Below are 16,126 nucleotides of genomic sequence, written 5' to 3' on the forward strand. Positions count from 1 at the left end.
ACGTCGAGCAACGCGAACTGGGCACCTATGACCGCATGTTCACCCTCATCGAGGGCGGCGCCGGGAAGGAGGACACCTGATGGCCGCCCGCACCGCCGGGGCCGCTACTGCGGCGAAGGCGGACGGCCAGGCTTCCCGCACCGGCCGCCAGACCGCCGCCGACCTGGCCTTCCTCGCCCGCGCGATGAAAGCGCCCGCCCTGCTGGACGCTGCCGAACGCCTGGCCGAACGCGCCCAGGCCGAGTCCTGGACCCACCTCGAATACCTCGTCGCCTGCCTGCAGCGCGAGGTCTCGGCCCGCGACAGCCACGGCGGCGAGGGCCGCATCCGGCAGGCGCGCTTCCCCGCGATCAAGACCATCGAAGAACTCGACGTCACCCACCTGCGTGGCCTGACGCGCCAACAACTTGCCCATCTGGGAACATTGGACTTCATAGCCGCCCGAGAGAACGCGATCTTCCTCGGACCGCCGGGCACCGGCAAGACCCACCTCGCCACCGGACTCGCGATCCGGGCCTGCCAGGCCGGCCACCGCGTCGCGTTCGCCACCGCCGCCCAGTGGGTCGACCGCCTCGCCGCCGCCCACCAGGCCGGCCGCCTCCAGGACGAACTGGTCAAGCTCGGCCGCTACCCGCTGATCGTGATCGATGAGGTCGGCTACATCCCGTTCGAGTCAGAGGCAGCGAACCTGTTCTTCCAACTGATCTCGAACCGCTACGAGAGGGCCAGCGTGATCGTCACCTCGAACAAGCCCTTCGGCCGCTGGGGCGAGACCTTCGGCGACGAGACCGTCGCCGCCGCCATGATCGACCGACTCGTCCACCACGCCGAGGTCCACTCCCTCAAAGGCGAGTCCTACCGCATGCGCGGCCGCGAACTCGGCCGCACCCGCACCACCGACAACGACTGAACAAGACCACCGACGACGCGAGGGTCAGAACTCAACCGTCCAAAGTGGGTCACGGTTCAACCGCCGCCGACACCGACCCGCCCCCGAGTCCGCGCGGCTTCACCCAGGGCAGAACGCCGCCGTCTTCCCACGGCGCCGCGGATCCCTAGGCTGAGAGGGTGAGCACTCATGCGCCGAACGAAGCCCGCGTCATCCCCCTGCGCCGGCAGGCCTCGCCGCCCGCGCCCGACGGGGCCGCCCGCACCCCGCAGCGGCCGGCCGGAGCCGCACCGGAGCCCGCGCCGAGGGAGCCGCTGTGGCGCGACCTCGTCGGCGGTGTGCTGCGCCGCGAACGGCTGGCCCAGGAACGCACGTTGAAGGACGTCGCGGAGGAGGCCCGGATCTCGATGCCGTACCTGTCGGAGCTGGAGCGCGGCCGCAAGGAGGCCTCCTCCGAGGTGCTCGCGGCCGCCGCCCGGGCCCTCGGGCTCGGCCTCGGCGACCTGCTCTCGCTCGCCCAGGACGACCTGGCCCGGTACGCCCGCAGCCGTACGGCCCGGGCCGGCCGGACGGGCCTGGGGCGCACCACGCCCTCGGCGCAGTACGACGGGCTCTGCCTCGCCGCCTGACGTCCGCCGGAGCACCCGAAGCGGCGGCCGGTACACCCCCGTCGTACCGGCCGCCGCTTCGGCCACCCGTTCGGCCGCCGGTTCGGCCGCCGTCCACGCCGCGACTCAGACGGACGCGGCTCAGACGAGCGCTACTCACACGGACGCGGCTCAGACGAGCGCGGCCCGCCGGCTCAGCACCGCGTCGGCCAGCCCGTAGGCGACGGCCTCCTCGGCGGTGAACACCTTGTCCCGGTCCATGTCCGCGCGCAGCGTCGCCGCGTCGTGGTGCGTGTGCCGGGACAGGACCTCCTCCACCTGCGCGCGGACCCGGACCACCTCCTCGGCCGCGAGGCTGAGGTCGGACACCGTCCCCTGCCGCCCGCCGCTGGCCGGCTGGCCGAGCAGCACCCGCGCGTGCCGGAGCACGAAGCGCCGCCCGGGATCCCCGCCGGCCAGCAGCACCGCCGCCGTCGACGCCGCCTGGCCGACGCAGAACGTGGAGATCGGCGCCTGCACGAAGGTCATCGTGTCGTAGATCGCCATCAGCGAAGTGAACGATCCGCCGGGCGAGTTGAGGTAGATCGAGATCTCGCGCTCCGGGTTCTCCGACTCCAGGTGGAGGAGCTGCGCGATGACCACGTTGGCGACGCCGTCGTCGATCTCGGTGCCGAGGAAGACGATCCGCTCGTTCAGCAGCCGGCTGAAGACGTCGTAGGACCGCTCGCCCTGCGCGGTGCGCTCGATGACGTAGGGAACCGTGTACGAGCCCATGTCACAGCCCCATCCGTCGGCGCGAGACGGCCGGGCGGATGTCGGCGAGCGACTCCACCACCCGGTCCACGATCCCGTACTCCTTGGCCTGCTCGGCCGTGAACCAGCGGTCGCGGTCGCCGTCGCGCGCGATCGTCTCCTCGCTCTGCCCGGTGTGTTCGGCGGTGATCCGCTCGATGGCCTTCTTGGTGTACTGCAGGTTCTGCGCCTGGATCACGATGTCGGCGGCACTGCCGCCGATGCCGGCCGAGGGCTGGTGCATCATGATCCGCGCGTTCGGCAGCGCGAACCGCTTGCCGGGCGCCCCCACGGTGAGCAGGAACTGGCCCATGCTGGCGGCGAACCCCATCGCCAGCGTCGAGACGTCGTTCGGGAGGAGCCGCATGGTGTCGTAGATGGCGAGGCCCGCGGTGACCGACCCGCCGGGGCTGTTGATGTACAGGCAGATGTCGGTGTGCGGGTCCTCCGCCGACAGCAGCAGCAGCTGTGCGCACACCCGGTTGGCCGACACGTCGTCGACCTGGGTGCCGAGCAGGACGATCCGCTGGGCGAGCAGCTGCGCCGCGAGCTGGTCGTCGAAGCGGCTGGGCGGTGTGCCGCCCTCGTCCGCGCGGGGCGAGAGCGTGCCGAGTGCAGTCATCCGGTCTCCTCGGTCGAGGCTGGTGTTCCGTCGTTCTCCACCCTTGCCCCGGGGAGGCCCGCGGGTACGGTTTCTCTGCCCGCCGCAGATTCGCCACGGGCAGAGCCCACCTCCGCACCCGCCCGCACCAGCACCCGCGCCGTCGGCCCCCGCCCACATCACCGCCGTCGGAGCCCCGCACCGACCGTCCGGGCCCGCGCCGTGCCCGGACGGGCAGACGGCTCTGCCCCCACGACAGCCGCGGGGCCCTGGTGGCGCGTGCACGGACTTGCTCTACTGCCTCCGGACACCCACCCACGGCCCCGCCCGCCCACGGCACCCGCTCGCCCCCGGGCACGATCGAGGAGAACCACGCGATGCGCGAACACGTCACCGGGGCGCAGCGGTCGGCACCCGCGGAGCGGGGATCCCGGCAGGCGGGGCGCAGGCCGGCCGTACCGGCGGCTCCGGCGGTGTCCGCGGCGCCCGCACCGGGCAGGCCGCGCAGCCCGGGCGAGGTGACGGCCCTGCAGCGCTCGGTGGGCAACGCCGCGGTGGCCCGGATGATGGAGCAGGAGCGCCACGCGCACGGTCCCGGTTGCGCGGCCGACCACGGCACCGCCGTGCAGCGGGCTCCGCTGAACCTGACCCGCGAGGGCCAGGACGGGGCGGGGCGGCAGCCGTTGGACTCGGACCAGGCCGACGACGTCTTCGACTACGCCCTGACCTCGCTGGCGAAGGGGAACCACGAGGCGGTGGAGCTGCTCCTGAAGCGGTTGGCCGAGCTCTCCCCCGTGCCCGCCTACCTCGACGCCCTGCGGACGGCGGTGGCGGGCAACCACGCCGACGACCGGCCCAGGATCCCGCCGGAGGTCCACTTCATCTGGATCGGGCAGCCGATCAGCAAGCCCGCGCTCGACCAGATCGTCAGCTGGGCGGCGAGGGCGCAGAACTCCGACTGGATCATCAACCTGTGGACCGACCGGAAGAGCACCTGGCGTACCGGTGACACCCTCCGTGTCAGGCTGACCGGGAAGCTGAAGTTCCGGAGCATCGAGGAGGCGCTCGACGACCGGGTGCGGGAGATCTACACCACCGCCACGACGGGGAATCAGAAGGCCTACCCGCTGGCCTCGGACATCGCCCGCTACAGCATCCTGAAGAAGCACGGCGGCGTGTACGCCGACGTGGACCTGGGCTCGGGGGACATCGACCTGCAGCGGACGAAGCCCCAGCTCCGCGACACCGACGTCCCCGTGCTCGGCCCGCTGATCCGCGACTCGAAGAGCCTGAAGGGCACCCTCGACACCGCCGGGGCCGGGCACGCCTCCGGTCTGCCCGTCGGCGACCAGGTCCGGATCGCGGCCCAGTACCTGCTGGACACCGGCGGCTACGGCAATCACTTCATCGCCGCGCAGAAGAACTCCGCCGTGATGGACCGGATGATCGCCAAGGTGGCCGCCGACACGTCCGGCATGGACGCCGAGGAGCTGCACATGGTGGGCCCGGCGGCCACCGGCCCGTTCGGGCTCATCAAGGTGGTGGACCAGCACCTGAGCGAGGAGTTCGGCGTCGAGAGCCTCCGGACCGGCGAGCACGCCCTGTTCCAGACCGCGGGGCGCCAGTTCCACGAGCACATCCAGTGGCTGACCACGGAGAGCGAGAACCAGAACTACTGAGAGCAGTCCAGCCGATCGGGCACGGGGAAATTCGGTTGCCGCGGGCCGCCGTCTCGATCATGATCGCCCGCATGGACTTTTGATGACTGCCACGTAGTACGTACCTGTCGCGCGATCGACCTCGGGGCCTGACGAACCGGCCCCGGGGCGATGGGTCGCGCCCCTCGTGAGCATCCGTCAGAGAGCGGGAGCCGCCGAGTGAGTTCGGCATGCCCTCCTGCTGAGTCCTGAAAGCACCCAACACACATGAATACCGACCGCAAGGCCCTGTGGGCCGTGCGTCAGTCCGCCCTGCCCACCGTCGTCCGGTCCTGCCCGGACTGTCCCGGCATGCGGCACCGCGCCTCGGGGAAGATCCGCGTCAACGCGAGCGGCAAGCTGCTCGACGTCTGGCTGCTGTTGACCTGCGCGACGTGCGACCGGACCTCGAAGGTGCCCGTCCACGAGCGCGTCCACGTCTCGACGCTGGAGCCGGCCCGGCTGGTGGCCTACGAGATCAACGACCTCTCAGCGGTACGGGAGTTGGTGACGAGCGCGTCGCTCGCGGCGAAGAACCGGTACCGGCTCGACTGGACCGGGACGTGGGAGCTGGAGACCCGGATGCCGCTGTACGCGCTCGACGACCCGAACCCGCTCTCGGTGCAGGTGCGCTTCGAGCTGCCCGCGCCGGTCCGGGTGGAGCGGCTGCTCCAGCTCGGTCTCGGCCTGAGCCGGGCCGAGGTGCGCCGTCTGGTCGCGGACGGGCGGATCCGCCTGCCGTTCGCTCCGGACGTCAAGGCGCACCAGGACTTCGAACTCGCCATCCACGGACCCGGTTCCGTCGATGCGGCCAAGCACGCGAAGTCCCTCGATGCGCCCGGCGCCGAACGCACCGACCTGGCTCGGATCGGGCTGCCGCCCGCACCCGGCCGGGAGCTCCCACGCCGGGCCACGGCGCACCAGTAGTGCTTCGTCAGGTGGCTCGTCACGTCGTGCGGTCGGTAGTTCTCCGGTCGTATGAGGGCTGCGGAGCTTGCGGTGTGGCGGGGCCGGTTGGAGGAGTTCGCAGCTGAGGCGTGCGCGCCCTTGGCCCGCTGTGATCAGCGGGCCAAGGGCGGTCCGTATCGGCGGGGGTTGTTTTGACTGATCGTCATGGCAACTCCCCTGCCGCGCCCTACAATCGGCCGTCACTGCACATCGCCGAGGGAGTGGCCGTGATCGAGCTGTCCGATGTGATCCGGGACCTGCGCAGCCAACTGGGACGAGCGATCGAGGCCGCGGCCGACGAGGAGCTCGAACTGGAGCTCGGGGACATCGAGCTTGAGCTGACCGTCGCCCTGGAGAAGGGCGGAGGGGGCACGGCGAAGGTGAAGTTCTGGGTCCTGGAGCTGGGCGGCAACGGCAAGATGGGACAGACCGACACGCAGCAGCTCAAGCTCACGCTGAAGCCCCGTCTCAGGAGCACGGGCAGGAGTCCGCACGTGTCCGGCTCCGCCGTCGCCGGAGAACGGTGAGCACGGTGCACGGTGAGCGGTGCACAGTGGGAAGTGAGAGCTGAGAAGTGAGAGCTGAGCGGTGAACGGAGCGGCCGGCCGGCGGTTCCCGGCCTCCACGGGGCTGGATCCGGATCGCGCCGCGGAGATCCTGGTCACCACGGTCGACGGCAGGGACGAGCGCGGGTCCGGATACCGGGTGACGTCCCGGAGCGTGCTCACGGCCGGCCACGTCGTCCGCGATGCGGACGACCTGCGCGTACGGTTCCGGGCGGACCAGCCCGGCGAGTGGACCGTGCGCGGCACCGTCCTGTGGAGCCATGATCGACTCGATCTCGCCGTGGTGGGCCTCGACGACGACGAGGACCGGTCGGCAGGGCCGGGAGCAGCTGTGCCGCCGGTGCGGTTCGGGGCCGTCCCGGCGCTCGACGGCACCGTCACCTGCTCGTCGCTCGGTTTCCCGCTCTTCAAGCTGCGCCGGTCCGTCGACGGCAGGGGGGCCTTCAGGGACGCCAACCACGTCACCGACGGGAGGGCTCCGGCCTTCTCGAACCGCCGTGAGGGCCGGCTGGCCGTTCGCGTCGACCAGTCGCCGCGCCTCCACGGCTCCTTCGGCGACCGGAGTCCCTGGGAAGGCATGTCCGGTGCGGCTGTGTGGAGCGCGGGGTGTGTCATCGGGGTGGTCACCGACCACCACGAGAACGAGGGAACCGGGGAGTTGTCCGCCGCCCGTGTCGACCGGTGGTACGAAGCCCTGACGCGCGAGGAGGTGGCGTTCCTCCACGAGGCCATCGGCCTGCCGCTCACCCGGGACGGACTGACCGAGGTCCGGGTCGACCGCTCGTCCGCCGATCTGGAGGCCGTACGGCAGTCCCGGGCGCTCCACGCGCTGCTGGAGGCCGAGCTCAACGCCTCCCCGGTCCACCACTACCGTCTGCGGGACAGGCCCGGGCTGTCGCTCGACGACACCTACGTGTACCAGCGGGTCGAGGAGACGGTCAGCAGCTCGGACCTGAAGGTCAGTGCGCCGATCACCGCCGACGAGGTGCTGACCCGGCACCGTCACGTCGTCCTGGAGGGACAGCCGGGGGCCGGAAAGTCCACCTTCCTCCACCACGTCGCCCGCAGACTCGCCCGGTCGTGGACGACCGGGGAGGAGGACGACGAGGTCCTGCTCGACCGGACGGTCCTGCCGCTGCGGGTGGCGCCCCAGGATCTCGCCGGTCCGGAGCCGCTTCCCGTCCTGCTGCGCGCTTCGGCGCACCGGAGGCTCGGCGGGCTGCTCTCGTCGGGTCTGCCGGTCGACCTCTTCGAGGAGTCCGTCCACGCCGTCCGGTGGCTGGTGCTGGTCGACGGCCTGGACGAGATCGTCGACGTGTCCGCCCGCCGACGGGTGCTCGACGTGATCGCCGCGGACGTGCGCAGGCCGGTCAGTTCCTTCCGGTGGATCGTGGCGACCCGCCCGCTGCCCGCGGCGGAGGTGGCGTCGCTGCGTGAGGACGACGTCGCCGTGTACCGGCTGGCTCCCTTCGACGATGCCCAGCTCCGGCTGCTGGCCGGCCGCTGGCTCGACGCGGAGGCCGACGAAGCCGCCGGTGAGGACAGGGTCAACGGCTTCCTCCGGCAGATCGATGCCAAGGGCCTGCGTCAGATCATCAGGACGCCGCTGCTCGCGTCGATCGCCCTCATGGTGTACCGGGACCTGCCGGGCGGCGACCTCCCGGTCGGCCGGGCAGGTCTCTACGAGGACCTGATCGGGTACCTGTTCCGGCGGGACGCCGAGGGCGGACGCCGCTCCGCCTGGCGGAGGACGGTCGTCGAGGAGGGCGGCGACGAGTCCCTCGCGGACCGGCTGTACGGGCTTCGTGCGGGCATGCTGACACACCTGGCGCGGATGACGCTCGCGTCCGACACGGCCGTGACGACCGCGGACGCCGTCGCGTGGGCGAAGAGCCGGGTGCCCGATCCACCCGACTTCTTCGCGGCCTGGGCGGAGGCGATCGGTGCGCTGCTGTCCGGCACCGGGCTGTTCCACGGCGTCGCCGCACGGGGGGAACTGCACTGGGCCCACCGGAGCCTGGCCGAGTTCCTGGTGGCTCGCGACGCGGCCAGAGCGCTCCCCGACACCTGGCCGGGCGAGGACTGGCAGACCGACGAACTCCTCTCGGCCGCGCTGGCGGAGACCCGTGACGAGCTGGCCGTGCTCACCATCGCGTGCTGGGCCCACGAACGGGGTGACCGCGCGGCCGAACGGCTCGCCGTGCTCCTGATGGACCGCAGCGACCGTTACGACGACTACACCCTCTACACCAGTGAGGTGCTGTTCGGACTGGACGGCAACACCCCGGACCGGTACGCCCTGCTGGCCGGTCGTCTTCTCGCCGACGGGCTCCAGCTTCCGGAGGATCTGCGGATCCGGATCGTGCACCGCCTGGCCGATCGCACCCCTTCGCACTTCCACTTCGGCCTCTTCAGCGATGTGCTGTGTGCGCTCCCCGACACGGGCCCGGCGCACCGGGCACTCGAAGCGACTCTCAGGGACACGTCCCTGTCCTTCAACTCCCGGTGCGAAACGCTGCCCACGCTCAGCCGCCTCTCCGGCGTCGAGTCGATGCTGAGCGCAGCCTCGGAGCTGCTGGCGCAGTCCCCGGCGGGCGTCGAGACGAGAGTCACCCGCGGCGGCAACGTGTACCTCGACAGGTCGGATCCGCGCGCCGTCGTCGCTTCCGTCCTGGCGCGGGTGCAGGATCCCCCGGCGCAGGCCATGGCCGCGGAACTGGCCGAGCAGGCATGTGACGAGCTCGGGACTGCCGAGGACCGGGAAGCCGGCTCGGCGGCCACCAAGGGTTTCCTCGCCGATGCCTTCACCGCCCTGGGGAATCCCGGGAGGGCAGTGCGCCTGCTGCAGTCCGAGCGAGCGAACGAGATCACGGTTGCCCGGCTGGTCGCGGCCGGAGCGACCTCGGCCGCCGTCGCGGCGGTGCGGGAACTGTCGGCGGATCCGGACCGGTTGTCCATCTCCTCGATCGAAGTCCTCGTGCAGGCCGGCGTGCCGGATCCCGTTCCGGAGATCTGCGCCGATGTGCTCCGGGCCCTTACGGAGGAACTGAGGCGGGAGCTGCACGAGCGGGAAGGCCTCGACGAGTGGACCGCGAACCGCCGCGGGAGGGAGATCAGCCAACTGCTCCGGTTACAGTTGAGAGCCGGTGATCCCGCCCTGTCCTTGCAGGTCATCCGAGCGGTGGCCGGCGAGCCGACGGAGGTGGATCCGGTCCTGGCCCTGTGCGTACGGGCTGCCCCGAAGGAGTTCGCCGATCTCCTGCGGTGCGCCGACCGTTCGGGCTTCCACCAGGCCGTCAGGAACCACCTCCCGGCGATGGCGGCGGACCCCGACGACCCCGCCGTCAGGCTGTACGCGAGCCTGGTCCTGTTCGAGATCGGCGGGCTGCCGGACCCGGCGCCCCTGCTGCGGACCCTGCTCGACCGGCGTACGGAGGCCGACAGCCGGCTGGACGTCGTGGCGCGGCTGCTGTCCACGCGCTTGCGCGCCGAGGTCGACGGCGTACTCGCGGCGATGGCCGCCGAAGACGAGCTCGGGAAGGACCTCGCTCTCGCGCGCCTGCTGCTGTGGACCGGGCAGGTCGACGTGGCGGCCTCGGTGGCGGAGAGAACGGTGCTCGCGAGCTGCGACGGGGAATCCCACGCGCTCGACAGGGACGCCATCGGTGCCGTACGGATGTTGGCCACGTATGACGCCGGCCGTTGCTCCGAAGCCGTCGCACGACTGACCCGGACCATGCTCGACGAGTTCGCCGACGATCCCGAGAGCGCCTGCAGAGAGCTCTTCTCCCTGTTGGAGATCCTCCCGGACGGCGGACCTCGGACGACCGGTCCCGACGCGGTCTCCGAGGCCTCCGCAGAACTCATCGAGCACCTCTCCGCGGACGGGACCGCGAGCGGCTTCCGCGCGGCGGTGTGCGCCACGCTGGCCCTGTCGGCCGCCGCTCGTCACGATCCGCGGACCAGAGCGGCAGCGAGGCGGGCCTGCGAAGCGGCGCCGTGGACGCAACTCGACTTCCGCGACGACTGGTTGACCGTCGGCACGGCCAACGCGGCCGCGCAGGTCGCACTGGCCGGCGACTACGCGTACATGCGCCGAATCGTGCGGAGGATCTCCACGTACCAGGGCTGCGCCGATCTACCGGATGTGCAGGCTCGCGTGCGGGCCGCGGTGGACGGCTGGGTCTCCTCCCTTCCGGAAACGTCCGACGGTACGGAAGGCACCGAGGCCGGCACGTTCGGGGAAGCGTCCTCCTAAGGTGGCCTGATGGACAACCAGCATCAGGGCCCGGATGTGGAAACCGCACCGCCGGTCCCGACGAATGTCGTCGGCCTGGCCCCCGTGTTCACCGACCCGCTGTGGCGGATACCCGTCCGGCTGAAGCCCGTCGAGGTGGACCTGCTCCGCACCGAGCCGCTGCGCCGGCTGCACTTCGTCGCGCACGGCGGGGCCTCCACGCTCAGCACCCTGCAGTCGTACTCCCGGCTTGAGCACACCCTCGGCGTCCTCGCGCTGGTCGCGCACTTCCGTCCGGACGACGAACTCCTGCGGGTCGCCGCGCTGGTGCACGACATCGGTCACCTGCCGCTGAGCCACACCTTCGAGGGTGTCGCCGGGCTCGACCACCACGCCATCGGACTGCAGTTGCTGCGGACCGACCCGGTCCGGCCGGTGCTGGAGAAGCACGGGATCGGCACCGAGGCCGTCGTCGGTGCACTCGGCGGGAATCCGCCCACTCCGCTCACCGGCCGTTCCGGCCTGTTGAGCCTCGACCACCTCGACTCGTACGTGCGCAGCGGGCGCGCCGCCGGGCGTCTGGACACCGACCCCGCCGTGCTGCTGAGCCGGCTCGACATCCGGGACGCCGTGGTGTCGGCCGACCGCCCGACGGCCGCCGAACTCGTCCGCCTGATCGGCGCGGAAGCGCGGCTGCACACCTCCTGGGACAACGTGGGGCCGGTCTCGGTGGTCCGGCACCTGGCCCTGCGACTGCTCGACGACAGGGCTCACGACGGGGCTCACGGCCCGGCCCTCACCCCGGCCCGGCTCGCCCGGCTGACCGACCCGGAGCTGTGGTCCGCCTTCGACGCCTGCGCGGCCACCCGGGAGGAGAGCGCCATGATCCGCTACGAGCCGCACCGGCTGCGGGTCACGATCGGCCGCGCCCCCGCGGACGAGGTGGGCCGGCACTTCGCCCTGCGCAAGATCTACAGCTCCGCCCCGCTGGTGGACGGCCGGCCCGTCGAGGCAGCCGCGCCCGACCTGGCCGCCGAACTGGCCGCCCTGCAGTCGCTGCCCACCGAGTTCCACGTGTGCTGGAGCTGAGTGCCGCCGCCGACGGGCTCCCGGTTCCGGCACGACCGCGACCCCGCCGGGCCGGGCCGGGCGGAGGAGGCGTACGTCCGGCTGAACCTGCTCAGTCACAGGCGCCGTTGACCGGGACGACCGCGGTTTTTCCGGTATCGGATGGGAGTTCCATGCCTCGTTCCTCTTCTCACGACACCCGCCCCGGGCCCCGGCGGGGGTTGCGGCGGGTGGCGCACCTGGTGACGGTCTGCGTCGCCGCGGGCGCGGCGCTGCTCGCGCCCGGGGTCGCCGGGGCGAGCGGGAAGTCCAACAACGACGCCTTCGACAACCTCGGGCCGGCGACCCGGGCGGACTGGATGAAGGGCGTCGCCGGCGACACCTGGCTGGCGGCGATGTCCCTGCCGGGCACCCACGACACGCTCGCCGTCCACGGCGGCAGTTCGGTGCAGACGCAGCAGGACTTCGGGGACAGCGCGGGCACCCTGACGGCGCAGCTGGAGCGGGGGATCCGCGCCATCGACATCCGGGTCCGCGTCACCGAGAACAAGTACTTCGCCGTCCACCACGGGTCGTTCTACCAGAACGCCAACTTCGACGACGTGCTGGGCAGGGCGAAGGCCTTCCTCGACCAGCACAGGAGCGAGACGATCGTGATGCGGCTGCGGGCCGAGTGCCCGCTCAGCGGCGGCGGTCTGTTCGACTGCAAGAACGACCCTGAGACGGTCGACAACGCCCGGCGCGAGGCCATCTTCCAGGACTACGTCGCCCGCTACCCGGACCTCTTCTACACCGCCTCGGTGAGCGGGGCGGGAAGGACGGGCGTTCCCCGCCTCTCGCAGGCCCGCGGCAAGATCGTGCTGGGCAGCTTCGACGGCATCGACAGCGACAACTACGGCCTCAACACCTTCAACGACCACAAGGAGGACCACTACGACGCACCCGACGTGTCCAGGAAGTGGGACTACGTCAAGGCGAACATCGACAAGGCGGTCGACGACGGCAAGGGCGAGATGTTCGTGACGTACACGTCCGCGTCCACCGCTCCCCTCACGGTGCCGTACGTCTACGCGGGCGGGTACGTGACGGCGGGCAAGTACCCGACGCACATCCCGGGCGTGAACTTCAAGCTGATGGACTACCTGAACAACGGCGGCGGCAACGGTCACCTGGGCGTCGTCCTGATGGACTTCCCCGGCTGGGCGCTGGTGGACGACATCATCGCCCGCAACCAGGCCAATGCCGTCGTGGACGGCCACCAGGCCATCTGGCAGGTCAACGCCGACAAGACGTACGTCGACACCGAGTACCACCGCTGCATGGTGCGGGGCCCGGAGTTCGACAGTTCCAAGACCGGGGGCCTGGTCACCCAGCGCGCGTGCCAGTCGTCGGCGCCCAGCAGCCACCAGTGGGGGGCCGAGAAGCCCTCCTACAACGGCAAGGGCTTCTACTGGCTCAAGGCGAGCAACGGCACCTGCCTGACCGTCCCCTACAACAACGGCACCCCGCCGGGGCCCGGTACGCAGCTGTTCTGGTGGGGGTGCGAGACCCGCTGGTCCTCGGGCAGCCAGCTGTGGAACGTCGTCCCCACCTCGGTCGAGGTCGGGGGCGAACGGAAGACGGCCTACAAGTTCGTCAACCAGTGGACGGGCCTGTGCCTCTCGGTGGACCCGGCCACCGCCGGCACCTCCGGCGGCAAGGTCACCCAGGACACCTGCCCGAAGTAACGGCCCGCTCGGCGGGCGGCCCCGGCGGTGGCCTGCGGGCCCCCGCCGGGGCCGCCGCCTACCGTCCCAGGTGGTCGGCCAGGCTCTCGACGGTGCGCCGCCGCGGGGTGTAGGCGGCGACCGCCGAGCCGTCCGCGAAGTGCAGCCGGAACCGGGCCATCGCCTGGAACCGCGGGCGGCGCTCGATCCGGGTGACCAGATGGCGCGGGGCGTGCCACAGCACGTCGGCGGCCTTCCGGATGTCGCCCGTCGAGACGAACGCGACCCGCCGGTCGGTGACCAGGAGCAGCTTGTGCATCGCCGCGCCGGCACCGCTGGGGAAGCCCTGCGCCAGGCTGCCGGCCTCCCCCGACACCGCACCGATCCGCCCCAGCTTGTTGCCGAGCCGGGCGCCGGCCCCGTCCCCCAGGCCCTTGGCGCCGGCCACCGGGTAGAAGGTGGCCACGTCCAGGATCCGCTCCCCCGCCGCCAGCAGCGGTTCCACGGCCTGGCGGTAACGGTTCACCAACTTGTCGGTCATCCGATCAGACTAGCGAAGATCGTCAGGCGGGTCGGCGCCCGCTCCACCGCCGGGCCCGCCGGCCCGCTCGCGGCACCGCCGGTGCGTGGGCGACCCGTCGCCCACCGGGCTCCCCGCCGCTCACCGTGGCCTCCCGGCGCTCACCGTGGCCTCCCGCCGCTCACCGGTTTCCGTCGCTCACCGGGTTTCCCTCGCTCACCGGGCGGCACGGTCGGCGGGGCCCGGCACCAGGGGCGCCATGACGTGCTGGGTGGGGTTGGTGACCTCGTCGTCGTTGTCGTCCGAGTCCACCGAGGCGGTGATCGAACTGGTCGTCCAGGAGACCACCCCGAGGAGGATGAAGACGACGAGCAGGCCCCGCCCGGCGCCGCTGAGGACCAGCGGACGGGTGGCCGACACCGGGCCGTCCGGCTCGCTGCCCGGCTCGTCGCCGAACAGGCGCTTGGGGTAGGCCGAGGAGAGCATCACCAGGTAGGCGGCGTAGCGCGTCCGGTAGCGCAGGATCGCGGTCGTCGCCTCGTACAGCGGCTGCGGCATCCGGCCGAGCACCAGCACCACCAGCCAGCTGATGAACGCCACCATCCACCACCCCGCTTCCACCAGGCCCTGCACGATCGAGGCCGGGATGACGAGGATGATGCGGAACAGGACGGCGAGCCGGTTCAGCTCGCCAGGCCGCAGCCCGACCTGCACCGGGTACTCGGGGGCGTGGAAGCGGAACGGCGGGTAGCGGTCCACGGTGAGCATCAGGTACGCGGTCACGCGGGTCTCGTACGGGACGTACGCGGTGAGGTAGTCCGCGGCGAAGCCGGGCAGCCGGCCGAGCACCAGCGCGCCGAACCAGCCGATGACGGTGACGAAGAACGCCACCACGGACAGCACCCACACCACCACGAACTGGGGGATCAGCAGCAGCGCGCGCAGCAGCACCGTCCAGCGGTTCTGCGGGCCGGACGCCGGCATGTCCAGGACGGGGAGCCACTCACGGCTGACGGGGGCGGGGGGTGCCTGCCACATCCGGGCCTCCACGGTCTCGGGGCGGGGGCCCGGCGGTCGGACGCGGGGCCGGGCGTCCTCCGAAGATCGCAGCCCCCCGCCCGACCCGCGCGCCACGCTGCGCCGGACGGGTCAGCCCGGAGAGCCGGCCCAGGTGACGTCCTTGCGCTGCAGCCCGGTGCCGTAGTCGAACCGGACCGAGAACGGGTCGGCCGCGCCTTCCGGCAGGGCGTACGCGGACGCACCGGTGGCCTCCTGGCCCGGGGACAGCGAGCCGGGGAGGAACTTCATCCGGTTGCTGCCGTCGATCAGGGTGAAGACGAGGCCGCCGTTGGCGTCCCTGACGGTGGGGCTCCCCGAGCCGTAGAGCGAGAGCTCCTGGGAGCCGGTGTTGACGACGGTGATCCTCACCTGGACGATCTTGGCGTTCCTGGGGACCTCGAACACGGTGCCGCTCGGGACGTACGGCTCCGGCGCGGCCATGGTGACCTTCAGGCCGTCCGGGTACGTGTAGGACTGGCCGAACGACAGGCGCCGGGCCTTCAGGTCCTCGGCCGCCTTCTGCTGCTCCGCCTCGATCCTCTTCCGGTCGGCCTCGGCCTGCTCCTTCACCTTCTCCGCCCGCTCCTGGGCGGCCCGGGACTCGGCCTCGGCGCGGGCCCGGGCGGCGTCCGCCTCCGCCCGCCGTTCCACGTTCGCCGCGTGCACCCGTGCCATGACGAACACCCCGGCTCCGGCCGAGACCACCAGGCCGGAGACGCCCAGGATCACACCCGCCAGTGCCATCGCCCTGTTCGTCGCCACACCCTTGCGCACGTAGCCCAGGCCGATGATCCCGAAGACCAGGGCCAGCAGGGCCGGCAGCCAGGACAGCCAGAACAGGATGACGGCCAGGCTGAGGACGGCGCCGACGATCCCGAGCACCATGGCCGCGACGCCCAGGCCGTTGCGGGGCAGCGGCGCCGGCACCGGGTACGGCGGCCAGTACGGCACGCCGCCGGGGTGCTGGCCGGGGACCGCGACCGGCGTCGGGGCCGCGACGGGAGCCGGGCCCGCGATGGGGGCAGCGGCAGCCGCGGGGGCAGGGGCAGCCGCGGGGGCGGGGACCGTGGCCTCGCCCGGCCGCTGGGCCTCGCCCTGACCCGGGTTCAGCGGCGCCCACGGGTCGGCGCCGGCCGCCTCGCCAGGAGCCACGTCAGCGGCCACCTCGGCCACCTCTACGGCCACGTCGGCCACCTCGACGGCCGCCACGGCCACCTCTACGGCCGCCACGGCCGCGCGCTTCTCGGCATCCTCCGGGGAAGCCTTCTCGGCCTGCGGTCTGTCGGGTGGGACGGGAGCGGTCATACCAGATCCTTCGCGAACGACGAGATGACGAGGCGGGGAGCGGTGGTCAACCCCCGGGGCGGCGTCTTCCCCCCGGCACACGACTTCTCGACTCCCCGGCCGACAGGCGGCCCGGTCTGCGGCGTGGAAC

Annotated in this window: 13 protein-coding genes; 8 read left to right on the forward strand and 5 right to left on the reverse strand. The window is 72.0% G+C overall.

All coding sequences use genetic code 11. The annotated features are described in order from the left end of the window. Nucleotides 1-79: 79 nt before the first annotated feature. Both istB and ACIGG8_RS14310 read left to right on the forward strand, forming a co-directional pair. Complete coding sequence (gene istB, locus ACIGG8_RS14305) at nucleotides 80-910, forward strand: IS21-like element helper ATPase IstB (protein WP_396548018.1); 831 nt, start codon at nucleotides 80-82, stop codon at nucleotides 908-910. Between the two features lie 158 nt (nucleotides 911-1,068). Beyond that, nucleotides 1,069-1,518, forward strand: a complete 450-nt coding sequence (locus tag ACIGG8_RS14310; RefSeq protein ID WP_396548019.1) for a helix-turn-helix domain-containing protein — start codon at nucleotides 1,069-1,071, stop codon at nucleotides 1,516-1,518. Nucleotides 1,519-1,668: 150 nt separating this feature from the next. Here ACIGG8_RS14310 and ACIGG8_RS14315 read toward each other — a convergent pair whose 3' ends face one another. Beyond that, nucleotides 1,669-2,271: an ATP-dependent Clp protease proteolytic subunit gene (locus ACIGG8_RS14315; protein ID WP_350520437.1), complete on the reverse strand. Its 603-nt coding sequence runs from the start codon at nucleotides 2,269-2,271 to the stop codon at nucleotides 1,669-1,671. A 1-nt stretch (nucleotide 2,272) separates the two neighbouring features. After that, nucleotides 2,273-2,911, reverse strand: coding sequence for a ClpP family protease (locus ACIGG8_RS14320; protein WP_396548021.1), 639 nt, complete (start codon nucleotides 2,909-2,911; stop codon nucleotides 2,273-2,275). Nucleotides 2,912-3,267: 356 nt separating this feature from the next. On the opposite strand from ACIGG8_RS14320, the gene ACIGG8_RS14325 reads away from it, so the two are divergent. From ACIGG8_RS14325 to ACIGG8_RS14350, 6 genes are all read left to right on the forward strand, one after another. After that, nucleotides 3,268-4,569 carry a glycosyltransferase gene (locus tag ACIGG8_RS14325; protein WP_396548022.1) on the forward strand — a complete coding sequence of 434 codons (1,302 nt, stop codon included), beginning with the start codon at nucleotides 3,268-3,270 and terminating at the stop codon, nucleotides 4,567-4,569. Between the two features lie 246 nt (nucleotides 4,570-4,815). Then, nucleotides 4,816-5,514 carry a DUF1062 domain-containing protein gene (locus ACIGG8_RS14330; RefSeq protein ID WP_396548023.1) on the forward strand — a complete coding sequence of 233 codons (699 nt, stop codon included), beginning with the start codon at nucleotides 4,816-4,818 and terminating at the stop codon, nucleotides 5,512-5,514. A gap of 248 nt (nucleotides 5,515-5,762) precedes the next feature. Beyond that, on the forward strand, nucleotides 5,763-6,062 hold the full coding sequence (locus ACIGG8_RS14335; RefSeq protein WP_350520433.1) for a trypco2 family protein: 300 nt from the start codon (nucleotides 5,763-5,765) through the stop codon (nucleotides 6,060-6,062). Between the two features lie 61 nt (nucleotides 6,063-6,123). Continuing rightward, a complete protein-coding gene (locus ACIGG8_RS14340; RefSeq protein WP_396548024.1) occupies nucleotides 6,124-10,359 on the forward strand; it encodes a trypsin-like peptidase domain-containing protein in 4,236 nt (1,411 codons plus the stop codon). A 9-nt stretch (nucleotides 10,360-10,368) separates the two neighbouring features. Continuing rightward, nucleotides 10,369-11,427: an HD domain-containing protein gene (locus tag ACIGG8_RS14345; protein WP_396548026.1), complete on the forward strand. Its 1,059-nt coding sequence runs from the start codon at nucleotides 10,369-10,371 to the stop codon at nucleotides 11,425-11,427. A gap of 209 nt (nucleotides 11,428-11,636) precedes the next feature. After that, on the forward strand, nucleotides 11,637-13,133 hold the full coding sequence (locus tag ACIGG8_RS14350; RefSeq protein ID WP_396548028.1) for a phosphatidylinositol-specific phospholipase C domain-containing protein: 1,497 nt from the start codon (nucleotides 11,637-11,639) through the stop codon (nucleotides 13,131-13,133). Nucleotides 13,134-13,191: 58 nt separating this feature from the next. On the opposite strand, the gene ACIGG8_RS14355 is transcribed toward ACIGG8_RS14350, so the two are convergent. From ACIGG8_RS14355 to ACIGG8_RS14365, 3 genes are all read right to left on the reverse strand, one after another. Continuing rightward, entirely contained in the window at nucleotides 13,192-13,653 is a 462-nt protein-coding gene (locus ACIGG8_RS14355; RefSeq protein WP_396548030.1) for a hypothetical protein, read from the reverse strand. Between the two features lie 195 nt (nucleotides 13,654-13,848). Next, nucleotides 13,849-14,670 (reverse strand): DUF4389 domain-containing protein, encoded by an 822-nt coding sequence (locus ACIGG8_RS14360; RefSeq protein WP_396548032.1) that lies wholly within the window; start codon nucleotides 14,668-14,670, stop codon nucleotides 13,849-13,851. A 111-nt stretch (nucleotides 14,671-14,781) separates the two neighbouring features. Beyond that, nucleotides 14,782-15,996, reverse strand: a complete 1,215-nt coding sequence (locus tag ACIGG8_RS14365; protein WP_396548034.1) for a DUF4190 domain-containing protein — start codon at nucleotides 15,994-15,996, stop codon at nucleotides 14,782-14,784. Nucleotides 15,997-16,126 lie beyond the last annotated feature (130 nt).

The organism is Kitasatospora sp. NPDC085464 (assembly GCF_044541955.1).
GTDB lineage: Bacteria > Actinomycetota > Actinomycetes > Streptomycetales > Streptomycetaceae > Kitasatospora.